This window comes from Paraburkholderia sp., from assembly GCF_035948235.1.
GTDB lineage: Bacteria > Pseudomonadota > Gammaproteobacteria > Burkholderiales > Burkholderiaceae > Paraburkholderia.
Map to the genome: position 1 here is coordinate 1 of NZ_DASZJJ010000269.1, position 12,879 is coordinate 12,879.

Sequence of the window (12,879 nt, forward strand, 5' to 3'; positions counted from 1 at the left end):
AAGCCGACAAGCCGCTCATCGCCGTGGTCGACGACGACCAGGCCTCCGCCGACAACCTGCGCGATTACCTCGAACACAGCGGCTACGCCGCGCACGCGCTCTACGGCCTGGCGGCCTTCACACAGGCGCTGGAGCACAACGTATTCGACGGCGTGGTGATCGACTGGCTGTTCGGCAGCCAGACCGCCGCCGAGGCGATCCGCCAGGTGCGCGCCTCCGAGAACCCCGAAGCGCCGATCTTCGTGCTCACCGGCGAACTGCTCACGGGCAAGGCAAGCGAATCGGAAATCAGCCAGGTGGTGCGCCACTACAACGTGGCCTGCTACGAAAAGCCCGCGCGCATGGCGATTCTCGTCGCCGATCTCTCCAAACGTCTGAACCGCAGCTAGATCGCGTGCGCGTCGTTGTCGGCACGCGGGGTATTGAACGCCCGCTGCAAGGCCACGCGCAGCACTTCGTAGTGCACCGGCTTGGGCAGCGCGTCGAAGAACGGACTTTCGCCTTCGGCGGAGGCGGTGAGCGCAGCGACATCGGCGCTCACGGCGATCACGCGCGACTTCATGTGCGGCTTCAGCCCGGCCTTCGCCCTCAGCCCCTCCACGAACGCGTAGCCGTCGCGCCCTGGCATGTGCAGATCGAGCAGTACGACATCGCAAGGCGTGGCGTCGAGGCTTGCGAGCGCGCCATCGGCATCGCTTGCGGCAAGCGCCGCGTAGCCCATGTGCGCGACCATTTCGCAGAGTGACTCGCGCACCAGCGGATTGTCGTCCACCACCAGCACCAGCGGCGGCGGGGTCTCGGCGCGCATGGGCGGCATGAGCACGTCGGGCACCGGCGGCGCGACGGTCGTCACCGGAATCGTCACCGTGAACGTCGTGCCCTGGCCGACGCGGCTGTCGGTCTCGATCGTGCCGCCAAACAGATCGACCAGCCCACGCACGATCGCCAGCCCCATCCCTGCTCCCTCGAAACGGCGCGTGCGCGACGTATCGAGCTGCGTGAACTCCTTGAAAATCAGCGGAATCTGCTCGGGCGTCACGCCCGGCCCGGTATCGCTCACGACGATCGTTAGCATCTGCGCCCCGCTCGCCTCATCTTCGCGCGCGGCGAATTCGATGCGCACCGAGCCGCGCTCGGTATAGCGGATCGCATTGGTCACCAGATTGTTGGCAATCTGACGGATACGATGTGGATCGGCCAGCACCTTGCGCTCCAGCCCGCGCCACGCATGGCTGAATGCGAGGCCGCGGGCACGCGCCGCCTGCTCGTTTTCGTCGACGATCGACTGCAGCAGCTCGCGCGGGCAGAACTCCTCCTGGCGCAGCTCCAGCTTGCCCGCGCCCAGCCGCGCGTAATCGGTCAGATCCTTCATCTGCGCTTCCAGCTGGCGCGCGGCCGTCTCCAGCCGGTAAATCACCTTGCGGTCGGCCTCCGAATGCGAGTTGAAGCCGAGCAGTTCAATCGACGAAACAATCGCGTGCAGCGGCGTGCGCAGTTCGTGGCTGATCATGCCGAGGAACGCGTCCTTGGCATTGCTTGCCTCGCGCGCGGCGCGGGTCGCCTGATGTTCGGCCTCCAGCGCCGCGTGCTGCTGGCGGATCAGGCGCGTGCGCCGGTAGCCGTTCATCACCAGCAGCACCGCTGCCGCCGCCGACAGCATCAGCAGCACGAGCCCCGCCGCGAACAGCTCGCGGCGCTTGGCGATGAAGTCGCGGCGGATCGCTTCGCGCTCGGTCACGTCGGCGAAGCGGCGGTTGAGCGCCAGGTCGGTCACCTCGGTCCAGTGCGTGTCGAGCGCGCTCAGCATCGGCACGGCGCGCTCGGGGTTATCGGCGAGCGTGGCGATCTGCGCGTCGAATGGCGCGATGGTGGCGTCGATCGCGGCCAGATCCTCCTGCTGCAGTTTCATCAGGCTCGGCATGCCCGCGAGCGTGCGCGTCGAGCCCTTCATGACGTTGAGCTTCGACTGCAGCAACTCGTAGCGCAGCCTCAGCTTGCCGAGGTCGCGATCGACGCCGTCGGCGTAGACCAATAGCTGGCTTTCGAAGCGCGCGTATGCGATCTGCATCTGCGCGGCGTCCCAGTAAAGGCCGTCGTAGGTGCCGGTGAGACGCTGCACGACCTTGGGGTTGAGCAGATTCGCGTAGAGCAGATAGCCGACCGCCATCACCGGCGGCGCGAGCGCGACGATCCAGATCAGCACATGCAGGAAGCGCCGCAGCGGACGTTGCATTACGTAGAACTCAGGACTTGATGGTCATCGAAACAATCTGCCAGGCGAATTTCGAATCGCCCGCCGCGCCGTCCAGTTCCAGCGGAAACTGGTCGCGCGGATAGATCAGGAACAGCGGACCGAAGTCGCTCACCTTGAGGCGCTTGCCGTTCATCGCGTAGGCCAGCACCGCGCCATAGCGCCCGGCGTCGGAAACCGGCACCGCGCAGGTGTAGTCGTCGATGGTGTGGATTTCGATCTGGCTGCCGTACGCGCCTACGGTGGCGAGCACGTCGGTCAGGCGCGGGCCCGTGAAGGTCGAGCGCGGCGTCCAGGTGGTGGCCGTCGAGATCGAATACTGGGGCAGCTTGAGCAACTGCGCCTCGCTGAAGTGATAGGCGTCGTGCGTGGCGTTGTTGGTCACGTGCACCTCGCCATTTACGTCGAGCGACAGCGCGCCGCCCTCGGCGGCCCTCACTTCGCGCGGCAGCGGCAGCGCGGCCGCCGTCAGCAGCCCGGCCAGCGCCATGGCGAAGCGCCGGCGCTCGTTACTTGCGGGCCGGTCTGGCTGCCGGTTTTCGTGCGGACATGCCAGCCGTCCCGTCTGCTGCTCATTCTCCAGGACATTGCGATCCTGCATCTGCTCGCTCCCTGGCGCATGGTTGGTCTCATGGGTTCTACAATCTGGCCCCGTCGGGTCCGGCTTTACCGAAGCGGGTGCCCGGGCCGTGCCCGTCTGCCGCCGGTCTGCATTCTGCGGCAAGCATAGGCATAATATCGTCAAACATTACTCCGACAATAGACGTGTTCTTCGCTGACACATCTGTGAGCGTCGCGTAACTGACTGTCATCGTGCTGCATTTGCCCTCAAATGAATAAACCCGTCGTCCCGCTCACTTACGAACAGCTCGACCATTGGGTCGAATCGCTGCAACCGTTGCTGATCGAGGAGGAATTCGACGTCGTCGTCGGCATCCTGCGCGGCGGCGCGCCGCTCGCGTTGATGGTTTCGCACGCGACCGGCGCAAGCGTTGCTTTCCTGCGCTACTCGCGCGAGACGCGCGAAGTCCTCTGGGATTCAACGCTGCCGATGCCGGAGCCGGGCGCCAAGGTACTGCTGTGCGAGGACATCGCCGGGCGCGGCCATACCCTCGTCGATTGCATCGCTTTCCTGCGCGAACACGGCCTCGTGGTGCGCACGCTCACGGGCGCATACGACGACCTGAGCCGCCTGCGTCCCGACTACTCGATCGACGCGAGCGGCTACTTCGCGCTGTTCCCGTGGGAGCGCCAGGCCTATACGGACCGCTATCGCGCCGACTGGGTGCGAGAAGGCGCGCGCGAAGGCACGCGCATGGCCGACGACCACGATTACACCGTCTACGCGATCGACCTCGACGGCATCCTGCTGCCGGACATCGCGCTGGCGCGCTACGACGAAGATCTGGAAGCCGCGCTCGCCGAACGCGACGCGCTGCTGCCGCTCGACCGCATTCCCGATATCGATCTGAAGCGCGCCCGCGCGATCATCACAGGGCGCCCCGAGGTGGACCGCGAGCGCACCCAGGCGTGGCTCGACCGCCATGGCTTCGGACATTTCGAACTGATCATGCGCGCGCCGGGCGAGCACGACGACACGCCCTCGGGCGCCGCGGCGCACAAGGCCGCCGCCGCCGTGCGCTGCGGCGTGACGCATTTCATCGAAAGCGATCCAGTGCAGGCGATCTACATCGCCCAGCAGGCGCCGTTGCTGCGCGTGATCTGGTGGAACGCGCAGGCGCGCGTGGGCACGATGATCGGCGCGTCGGCCTGGGGTTGAGGGCGCGGTAGCGTCTATCCTGTACAGATCGCTGGCGCGAAAAACCCGCGCCACATCGTGTATCGTTGCGATCCCAATCTGCCTGTTATTCGCTGTTTTCGCTGCAAAGGAGAGTGCACCGGATGATCAAAATCTGGGGACGCGCCAACTCGGTCAACGTCCAGAAAGTGCTGTGGTGTTGCGATGAACTCGTGCTGCCGTTCGAGCGTATCGACGCGGGCGGCAAGTTCGGCCATCTCGCCGAGCCGGCCTATCTCGCCATGAACCCGAACGGCAAGGTGCCGACGCTTCAGGACGGCAATTTCGTGCTGTGGGAATCGAACGCGATCCTGCGCTATCTGGCGATGCAATACGGTCCGTCGAGCGTGCTGTATCCAAACGAGCCGAAGGTGCGCGCCGGCATCGAACGCTGGCTCGACTGGTCGATCGGCACGCTCGCGCCCGCCGAACGGCCGCTGTTCCTCGCGCTCGTGCGCACGCCGCCCGAGCAGCGCGACGCCGCGAAGATCGAGGCCGATCTCGCCAGTACGGCCGCGCTGTGGACGCTGCTCGACCAGCATCTGCAAGGCCGTTTCTTCCTGGAGAACGAGCGCTTTTCGCTCGCCGATATCGTGCTGGGTTCGTTCGCGCGTCGCTGGTACGGCCTCGAAGGCGTCGAGCGCCCGACGCTGCCCAACCTCGATCGCTGGTATCAGCGCCTTGCGCAGCGTCAGGGCTTTCGCAAGTACATCGACCTGCCGCTGACCTGATCCGCTGGCTTGCGCACCATTTGCGGGCGTCCGCGAGCGCCGGGCGCGCGCGCGGCGCGGCCCGTATAATTGCAGGATGAAGACAGCAAAACCGTCCCCGGACTCCGCGGCCCTGCATGCGCACGAAACGGCGCAGGCATTGGCCAACCCAGCGGCGCACGACCACGATCATGATCACGCCCACAAGGCCCACGATCATGCCCACGGTCACAGTCACGCAGCGGGCGGCACATCAGGCGAAGGCGCGCTGGAAAGCGCGCTCGCGATGGCCGAGGCCTACTGCCGCGAACGCGGCGAAAAGCTCACGCCGATCCGCCGCAAGGTCCTCGAACTGCTGCTCGCATCGGGCCGCGCGACCAAGGCCTATTCCCTGCTCGACGAAATGCGCCAGATCCACCCCGGATCGGCGCCGCCGACGGTCTATCGCGCGCTCGACTTTCTACTTTCGGCGGGGCTGATTCACCGCATCGAATCGATCAACGCGTTCGCGGTCTGCCACGATCTCACGCAATGCCAGCACGGCATTCTGGTGGTCTGCCAGCAATGCGGCAACGTCACCGAACTGCACGAACTCAAGCTGCGTCAGGCGCTGGTCGCGCAGATAGAGGCGGCGGGCTATCGCCTCTCGGGCGACGGCATCGAACTCAAGGGCGTCTGCGCGCAATGCCAGGCCAGCGAGCAGGCAAGCGCCGAAGGCGCGAAAGCCCCGGCGCATTCCTGAGCGTATTTCATCGTGGGTTTTAAGGGCTGAATCGGCCCGGGACGCTTGCGCGCTCTCCGCGCGGCGGGCGAACCGCGCGCGAATGAGACTGCCTGGCGCAATGCTACGGCGGCGAGCGGTGAGCCGCGCCGCCGCGCTTCGTCAAACCATCAGGACGACTGGCGCGCGTCGATCGCTTCGCTGAGCAAGGCCACCAGCGCCTCCGGCTGGGCCGGCTTGGTCATGAAGTGCTGGAAACCTTCGCCGATGCTGCGCAAGCGCCAGCTTTCGTCGGTGTGGCCGGTCAGCGCCACGGCGACCGCCGGTGCGTGATCGCCGCGAATCTCGTGATCGCGCAGACGCTGGATCAGGTAGAAACCGTCCATCGCGGGCAGATCGAGATCGCATACCACTGCGTCGGGGAGCAGGCTGAGGGCCGCTTCGACGCCCGTTTCGGCGTCCTCCACCGCAACGACCCGGGCCCCTTCCGCCTCCAGCAACGAAGTGAGGGAGTCCCGGCTCTGCGGGTCGTCTTCGACCAGCACGATGGTCGCCTGGTCGAGCTTGTGTACTGCGTTCATTGTGTTTGCTTGAATGCCGTTCTGTCTGTTTGGCTTGCCGCGCGGCCTGAGAAGGTGGCGCGGTTCGCATCTGGCAACCCGTCCCGGAAGACGCGTATTCGATGATTCGGCGGCGCGATGACTTGCGCAACTGCGTGCCCGGGCGCTCCATTAGAGCAATATTGATGCCGTGCGTTCAGCGCCGCGGACGATAACCGCCGCCGACGTCACACAGATGACAGCCGCGCGGCCCTTTTTCGCTTCAATCTTTCTTCGCCTTGCGCTCATCGCCGACGGGCTTGTTCTTGCCCTTGCCGGTTTTCGCGAACGCCTCGAGCGCCCGCTGACGCGCCATGTCATGTTCGACCACTGGCAGCGGATAGTCCGCGCCCAGACGCACGCCCGCTTCGGCCAGTTGCGCCTCGCCGGCCTTCCACGGCTGATGGATGAACTTGTCGGGCAAGCCTGCGATTTCCGGCACCCACTGCCGCACATAAATGCCGCGCGGATCGAACTTCTGCCCCTGCAGCACGGGATTGAAAATGCGGAAATACGGCGCCGCATCCATGCCGGAACCCGCCACCCATTGCCAGTTGGCCGGGTTGCTGGCGCCGTCGGCGTCCACCAGCGTGTCCCAGAACCAGGCTTCGCCCTCGCGCCAGTCCAGCAGCAGATGCTTGGCGACAAACGACGCCACCACCATGCGCACGCGATTATCCATCCAGCCGGTGTGCCACAGTTCGCGCATCCCGGCATCGACGAGCGGATAGCCGGTCAGGCCGCGCTGCCACGCACGCAGCGCCTTCGCATCGCGTCGCCACGGCATGGCGTCGAAAGCCGCGCGCAGGTTGCGTTCGGCGAGGTCAGGCCAGTGAAAACGCTGGTAGTAACAGAATTCCCGCCAGCCCAGTTCGCTGAGGAATTTTTCGGCGCTGGTTTCGCGGCGCGCGGCCGAACCACCGTGCCTGCCGTGCTGCGCCGCCTTCAGCGCTGCGAAGGCCTGGCGCGGCGACAGTGCACCCACCGCCAGATACGGCGAAAGGCGGCTGGTGGCCGCGACGCTCGGGTCGTCACGCTCTTCGGCGTAGGCTTCGAGGTCGCCTTTGAGAAACGCGCGCAGACGCTCCAGCGCGGCTTCCTCGCCCGCCGGCCACGCGTCGCGCATGCCGCCCGCCCAGTCGGGCTTTTTCGGTTCGAAGCCCAGATCGTCGAGCTTCGATGCGAGTTGGGTAAGTCCTGCCGGTAGCCGTTGAAAAATCATCCGTTCCGGGGCGGCTTCGGGCGGCGGCGGGTCGCCCGCGCGGCGGCAGGCGCGCCAGAACGCCGTATAGACCTGGAACGGCTCGCCGGACTGGTTGAGCACCGTCCACGGCTCGTAGAGAAGCGTGCCGTTGAAGCTTTCGACCGTCAGGCCATCATCGCGCAGACGCGCTTTGAGCGCCGCATCGGCCTCGCGCGCCCGGCCGCCGTAGCGACGGTTCCAGAACACGCCGGTCGCGCCGCTCGCGGCGATGCAGGCGTCGAGCACCTCGTCCTGTGCGCCCTGCACGATCAGCAGACGCCCGCCCAGCGCGTGTAGCGACGCATCGAGCGCCTTGAGCGTGACGTGCAGCCACCAGCGCATGGCCGCGCCGGGCGGCCGTTCTCCGGCCGCGTGCGGATCGTGGATATAGAGGCAGATCAGGGGCTGGCCCGTCGCGGCGGCGTGCGCCAGCGCGGGTTGGTCGGCGAGACGCAGATCGTCGCGAAACCAGACGATCACGGGCGCGGAGGCGGATTTTTTCGGAGACAGACGGACCTCGACGAAGGAACTGGCCGCTGCGGCCACGGTTTTTCGACGCGCAGCGTACCATGCGGCGCGCGCGCCGCCCTCCCTCAAGCAGGCCGTATGCCTTGCGTGATGAGCGCGACGGCGTGGCGGGCGATCTCCTCCGGGCCGACATTGCGCGGCACGACGTCCTTGCGCCAGACCGGCGCCACGGCGAGCGGCAGCAGCGTCAGACCAAGCAGCGACTGGAACAGCAACGACGGCTCCAGCGCCGGGTTGAGCTTGCCCTCGCGCTGCCAGCGCACGATGGCGTCGTGCACCCGATGCTGCTGCGCCTGGCCGAAGCGCTCATGCATACGCTGGCGCAGCAGACCGCCCTCGCTGATGACTTCGCGCACCCACAGCGGCGCGAACCACGGATTGGCCTGCCCCACTTCGACAAAGCGGCGCGTGAGCGCCGTGAGCGCGGCGACCGGATCGTCGGGATGGGCCTCGAAGCAGCCGCCGAACGCTGCGCGCTGCGGCAGGAAGCGCTCGTCGATCAATACGTCGATGAGGTGGTCGCGGGTCTTGAAGTAATAGTGAACCATCGCGGACGTGACGCCCGCCTCGCGCGCAATCGCCGCCAGCGTGGTGTCCAGAATGCCCTGACGTGCGAACAGCGTGAGGGCTGCGCCAATCAGTCGCTCGCGCTGCTCCGCGCCGCCAGCGCCGCCGCTCGGGCGCCCGGGGCGGCGCGCAGGGGCCTTGTTCGGCGTGGATGGGTTCGCTTCTTTCATCTCGTTACGTCTTTGGGCTTTGACCGGCTACAGGAATTATCCTAATATTAACTGTCGCGTTAATTAATTTCAAGATTCCAGATGCCTTCCAGGTCCCGTAAGGCTCTCAAGGCTGGAGATTCCCCGATGCAATCCGAAGCTCAACCCATCGCGCAATCCGTCGAGGCAACAGTCGATTCCGCAGCGTCGGCGCACCCGCCGCTGCGCCTGCTGTTCCCCGCGTTGCTGCTTGTCATGCTTTTGGCGGCGCTCGACCAGACCATCGTGTCGACGGCGCTGCCCACCATCGTCGGCGAACTGGGCGGACTCGACCGGCTCTCGTGGGTCGTGACCGCCTACCTGCTCACGTCCACCATCGTCGTGCCGCTCTATGGCAAGTTCGGCGACCTGTTCGGCCGCAAGATCGTGCTGCAGATCGCCATCGTGATCTTTCTGGTCGGCTCGGCGCTGTGCGGCGTCGCGCAGGACATGCCGCAACTGATCGCGCTGCGCGCGCTGCAGGGCATTGGCGGCGGCGGGCTGATGGTCGTGACGATGGCCGCCGTCGGCGACGTCATCCCACCCGCGCAGCGCGGCAAGTATCAGGGCATGTTCGGCGGTGTGTTTGGCGTCGCCACCGTGGTCGGGCCGCTGCTTGGCGGCTTTCTCGTCGAGCATCTGTCGTGGCGCTGGATTTTCTACATCAACCTGCCGCTGGGCGCGCTCGCGCTGGTCGTGATCGGCGCGGTCTTCAAGCCACGCGTGCAGCAGGTCAAGCACGTGATCGACTACATGGGCGCGGGCTGGCTCGCCGCCGCACTCACCTGCCTGATCCTCTTCACCAGCGAGGGCGGCTCGCTGCTGCCGTGGAATTCGCCGCAACTCTGGCTCACCTTGCTGATGGGCGTGGTGGCCGTCGCGGGCTTCATCCACGAGGAAAAGCACGCGGTCGAACCGATCATGCCGCTCGCCCTCTTTCGCCAGCGCACCTTCGTGCTGTCGAGCCTGATCGGCTTCATTGTGGGCGTGTCGCTGTTCGGCTCGGTCACGTTCCTGCCGCTTTATCTGCAGGTGGTGAAAGGCTCGACGCCTTCGCAGGCCGGCGTGCAGATGCTGCCGATGATGGGCGGCGTGCTGGTCATGTCGATGGTGGCGGGCCGCATCATCAGCAAGATCGGCAAGTACCGGATGTTCCCGATCCTGGGCACGGGCTGCGTGGCCGTGGCGATGATGCTGCTCGCACGGCTCGAGATTTCCACCCCGATCACGCAGATGTATCTGTACATGGGCTTGCTGGGCTGCGGGCTGGGCATGGTCATGCAGGTGCTGATTCTCGCCGTGCAGAACACGGTGGAATTTCGCCACATGGGCGTGGCGACCTCGGGCGCGACGCTGTTTCGCTCGATCGGCGGGTCGGTGGGCGTGGCGGCGTTCGGCGCGGTGTTCTCGCACGGGCTGCATACGCGCCTGGCCGAGCTGATCAGCGCCGATGTGGAATTGCCCCAGCCGCTCACGCCCGAAGTGATCCGCCATCTGCCGCCAGCGCTGCACGCGCAGTATCTCGACGCGTTCGCGGGCGCGCTGCACACGGTTTATCTGTCGGCAGCCTGTGTGGTGGTGTTCGCGTTCGTGCTGTCCTGGCTCATGCGCAACGCGCCGCTGCGCACGCATCACTAACGTGAATATTGAACGGGCGGACCCCGTTCAATACAGGACCTAGCCCTCCAGCGCTTAGACTCTACAGTGCAACTTCGTAACTCCAGTTCAGCGTCCTGGTGCCGGAGTTTTGCCTGCAGGGCCATGCGTTTACGCCTCGCGGGTCGGGCCGCCGTCCTCACGTCCCATCACGATCCAGGTTACCGGGCCTTCGCTGCGGTCGCGGCGAATGCCTTCGGGGAACACGTCGCCTTCCTTGAAGAAGCACTCCTGAACGAACGCCCCCGGCGATTCGAGCACGCCCCAGCGCCCCGAGTGCGGGCATTGTTCGCCGGTCCTGCGGGAAATGTGCGGCTTCGGAGCGTCGCCCTGCGTAAGCGTGCCATGCTCGCGCGCGAAGCCCACCAGGTCCTTCGGATAGAAACGCTTGTCGCGGTAGCCGCTGTCGTCAATGTTCCAGAGCAGCGTTACCAGACCGGCTTCAAAAGCCCAGTAGCCGAAGAAGAACGCATTCAGGCGCTTATGGCGGTCGTACCAGTAGCAATCCTTCATACCGCCGTACCATCGCTTCAGGTAGTCAGCGATTGCCTGCTGTTGCGCCTCGCCCTGTGTCTCCGTTGCGCGCAGCAGGTCACCATAGGGCTTTTCGTGGATCAGCGAATCACCGGGCAGCGATACGCCGAATTGACCGAACAGGCGGCTCACCAGCACGTCCTGGCCGTCCCCGGAATCGGTGCTGATCCACGTCGCGATGGTCGGCACCCATTCGTTCAGGCCGAGCATCACCGCCAGCGAAAGCAGCCACATCACGTACTGATAGGCATCCGGTTCCCAAAGCTTTAATTGATCTCCGTCGTCTTCGTGATATTTTTTGAACCACTCAAAAGCACGAACGGCATACGGCTTCAGGAATGCAATGTCCTCGCCTGCTGAATAACGCGCGATCAGTAGACGAAGAGCATCACCAACTTGTCCCCACATCAACTGCTGTTTGTGTCCAGGAAATTTTTCTGGAGCCGCCAAAATCTGTGCGACTTTCGGGCTGACCAAGTGATCTTCGAATAGCTCCAACTTTTCCCGATAGTGATGCTCCGGAAGCAATGGGTCACGTTTGACGTTGTCAAATGGCTCGTTCATAAGAGAAGTCTTTACCATGAATCTTTAGTTTACAGGTACCTTGACCGGTTGGCCGGCTGTGTCCAACAGCGCACTGCCTTTTACGTCCAGTTTGGTGATATCCACTACGTTGCCAGATTCATCAACTACCATCAGCCAAGATTCAAACCCTTCCTCACGCATAAGGAGCATTGTTTTGTCGCCCACTGCGTCCTCAAGTCGATCACCGATCCAAGTTCCGCTCATTTGCCTGGCGGAAGGGTACCCCTTCGATCCCTTCGTGGTAGGCAAATCCTTAGCATCGAACTTTCCCCCCGTCCTGAACTTCGTCTCCGTCACGACGTAGGGCGGGGGCGGTTCGCCAGGTGGCTTGCGATATACGCCGTCGATGCCCCGACCCGTGGGCTTCTCCTCCAGCAACCGCATCTGCCGGTCCTCCGACAGTTCCGGCCGGTAGCCACGCCCCGTCATGAAATCGTCGCTGACTTTCTCGCCAAAGATACCTTTTTGCGCTCGGCTCATCTTTGCCACGTCATCGCGATGCACGTTGCTGCTACCCGGCACCGGATCCGGGGGCTCAGGCAACGGAGCACCGCCGCCGTGCGCTCCGCCGCCAGCCGCCTCCGCGCCGTCACGTTTCATCGGCAGTACCTTCGGCGGCTCACCAATGCCCGAGCTGACGCGCACCTTCTCCGGCGCAGTCACCTTGGGCAACGGCGCGGAAACGCCTGCATAGGCCGGATGATACGTCTGCGGCAGCTTGTCCTGAAGGAGCTTCTGTAAGGCCTCGTCCAGCTTCGCCAGCGCCTGCGGGATTTCCATCGTGCAGGCCACCTGGACCGCGTAGAACTGCTTCTCCATGCGCTCCAGCGCCGCCAGCATCGCTCGCGCACTGCCAACATACTCGACGCGGCTCAGCAGCCCCTGGGCCTTGGTGATGAGCGCCTGCATGCCCTGAAGAAAATCCTTCAGTTTCTTCACCAGCGCGTCACCGTAGGCTGCGAAGTGAATCTTTTCCAGCAGCTTGACGATGTTGCCTTTGGTGAAGCGCGCCAGAAAACCGACCACCTTTTCCAGCACCTCGCCGCCCTTGTCGATCAGCAGCAGGCACACCGCGCGGATCACCGCTGCGGCCTCGTCTCCGACCATAGCACCCACCAACGAACCCACCGCCGCGCAGATCACCGGACCGAATACCCCCAGCGCCGAGGCAATCAAGATCATCCATTCCTGCCATTCGGAATGCGCTGCATTCTGTTCGTCGGTCGATACGCCTTCGTAGCGTCTGCCGAGCCTCAGGCACACCGCCGCCAGGTCGCGCGCGCTCGTGACGATCACGGCCCCCGGCACCGTCATGGCGACCAGCATGTCCGTCACGATGACGCTCGTGGGTCGGTCCTCCGCGAATTCCCCGAGCGTCAGCGATTTGAGCCAGTCATACGCGCCCACCGCCTCGCCCCACACGTCTCCGAGCACGCTCATGCCTTCGCCCCCTTCGTTGCCTGCATCACATCGTTCATGTCGTCGTCCGCCGCGACCGT

12 protein-coding genes are annotated in these 12,879 nt (G+C 64.9%); 5 read left to right on the top strand and 7 right to left on the bottom strand.

Features of this window, described 5'->3' with window-relative positions; translation table 11 throughout:
- Window positions 1-389: response regulator (locus VG320_RS23250; protein WP_327202415.1), on the top strand; the 389-nt coding region annotated here is incomplete at its 5' end.
- Here the strand turns inward: VG320_RS23250 and VG320_RS23255 are convergent.
- The gene (locus VG320_RS23255) at window positions 386-2,233 is read right to left on the bottom strand and encodes an ATP-binding response regulator (protein WP_327202416.1); all 1,848 of its coding nucleotides are present in this window, start codon (window positions 2,231-2,233) and stop codon (window positions 386-388) included. The two genes, VG320_RS23250 and VG320_RS23255, sit on opposite strands and share 4 nt — an antisense overlap.
- 10 nt (window positions 2,234-2,243) lie before the next feature.
- Window positions 2,244-2,741 (bottom strand): molybdopterin-dependent oxidoreductase, encoded by a 498-nt coding sequence (locus VG320_RS23260; RefSeq protein ID WP_414696104.1) that lies wholly within the window; start codon window positions 2,739-2,741, stop codon window positions 2,244-2,246.
- A gap of 342 nt (window positions 2,742-3,083) precedes the next feature.
- Here VG320_RS23260 and VG320_RS23265 point away from each other — a divergent pair, with 342 nt between their 5' ends.
- From VG320_RS23265 to VG320_RS23275, 3 genes are all read left to right on the top strand, one after another.
- Window positions 3,084-4,031, top strand: a complete 948-nt coding sequence (locus VG320_RS23265) for a phosphoribosyltransferase (RefSeq protein ID WP_327202418.1) — start codon at window positions 3,084-3,086, stop codon at window positions 4,029-4,031.
- A gap of 122 nt (window positions 4,032-4,153) precedes the next feature.
- Complete coding sequence (locus tag VG320_RS23270) at window positions 4,154-4,780, top strand: glutathione S-transferase (RefSeq protein ID WP_327202419.1); 627 nt, start codon at window positions 4,154-4,156, stop codon at window positions 4,778-4,780.
- 76 nt (window positions 4,781-4,856) lie between these two features.
- Window positions 4,857-5,501 (top strand): Fur family transcriptional regulator, encoded by a 645-nt coding sequence (locus VG320_RS23275; protein ID WP_327202420.1) that lies wholly within the window; start codon window positions 4,857-4,859, stop codon window positions 5,499-5,501.
- Between the two features lie 149 nt (window positions 5,502-5,650).
- Here the strand turns inward: VG320_RS23275 and VG320_RS23280 are convergent, their stop codons facing one another.
- The 3 genes from VG320_RS23280 to VG320_RS23290 all read right to left on the bottom strand — a co-directional run bounded on the left by VG320_RS23280 (window position 5,651) and on the right by VG320_RS23290 (window position 8,587).
- Complete coding sequence (locus VG320_RS23280; RefSeq protein ID WP_327202421.1) at window positions 5,651-6,061, bottom strand: response regulator; 411 nt, start codon at window positions 6,059-6,061, stop codon at window positions 5,651-5,653.
- A 241-nt stretch (window positions 6,062-6,302) separates the two neighbouring features.
- Window positions 6,303-7,868 carry a deoxyribodipyrimidine photo-lyase gene (locus VG320_RS23285; protein ID WP_327202422.1) on the bottom strand — a complete coding sequence of 522 codons (1,566 nt, stop codon included), beginning with the start codon at window positions 7,866-7,868 and terminating at the stop codon, window positions 6,303-6,305.
- Between the two features lie 47 nt (window positions 7,869-7,915).
- A complete protein-coding gene (locus tag VG320_RS23290; RefSeq protein WP_327202423.1) occupies window positions 7,916-8,587 on the bottom strand; it encodes a TetR/AcrR family transcriptional regulator in 672 nt (223 codons plus the stop codon).
- A 126-nt stretch (window positions 8,588-8,713) separates the two neighbouring features.
- Here VG320_RS23290 and VG320_RS23295 point away from each other — a divergent pair, with 126 nt between their 5' ends.
- Entirely contained in the window at window positions 8,714-10,243 is a 1,530-nt protein-coding gene (locus VG320_RS23295) for an MDR family MFS transporter (RefSeq protein WP_327202424.1), read from the top strand.
- A gap of 129 nt (window positions 10,244-10,372) precedes the next feature.
- On the opposite strand, the gene VG320_RS23300 is transcribed toward VG320_RS23295, so the two are convergent.
- The gene (locus VG320_RS23300; protein ID WP_327202425.1) at window positions 10,373-11,359 is read right to left on the bottom strand and encodes a PoNi-like cognate immunity protein; all 987 of its coding nucleotides are present in this window, start codon (window positions 11,357-11,359) and stop codon (window positions 10,373-10,375) included.
- Between the two features lie 24 nt (window positions 11,360-11,383).
- A partial coding sequence (locus tag VG320_RS23305) for a hypothetical protein (RefSeq protein ID WP_327202426.1) occupies window positions 11,384-12,879 on the bottom strand: 1,496 nt, incomplete at its 5' end.

What these genes read in the sequence shown, in the direction of transcription:
- VG320_RS23255 (WP_327202416.1), bottom strand. Translation starts at nt 2,233, where the DNA reads ATGCAACGTCCGCTGCGGCGCTTCCTGCATGTGCTGATCTGGATCGTC.
- VG320_RS23260 (WP_414696104.1), bottom strand. Translation starts at nt 2,741, where the DNA reads ATGGCGCTGGCCGGGCTGCTGACGGCGGCCGCGCTGCCGCTGCCGCGC.
- VG320_RS23265 (WP_327202418.1), top strand. Translation starts at nt 3,084, where the DNA reads ATGAATAAACCCGTCGTCCCGCTCACTTACGAACAGCTCGACCATTGG.
- VG320_RS23270 (WP_327202419.1), top strand. Translation starts at nt 4,154, where the DNA reads ATGATCAAAATCTGGGGACGCGCCAACTCGGTCAACGTCCAGAAAGTG.
- VG320_RS23275 (WP_327202420.1), top strand. Translation starts at nt 4,857, where the DNA reads ATGAAGACAGCAAAACCGTCCCCGGACTCCGCGGCCCTGCATGCGCAC.
- VG320_RS23280 (WP_327202421.1), bottom strand. Translation starts at nt 6,061, where the DNA reads ATGAACGCAGTACACAAGCTCGACCAGGCGACCATCGTGCTGGTCGAA.
- VG320_RS23290 (WP_327202423.1), bottom strand. Translation starts at nt 8,587, where the DNA reads ATGAAAGAAGCGAACCCATCCACGCCGAACAAGGCCCCTGCGCGCCGC.
- VG320_RS23295 (WP_327202424.1), top strand. Translation starts at nt 8,714, where the DNA reads ATGCAATCCGAAGCTCAACCCATCGCGCAATCCGTCGAGGCAACAGTC.
- VG320_RS23300 (WP_327202425.1), bottom strand. Translation starts at nt 11,359, where the DNA reads ATGAACGAGCCATTTGACAACGTCAAACGTGACCCATTGCTTCCGGAG.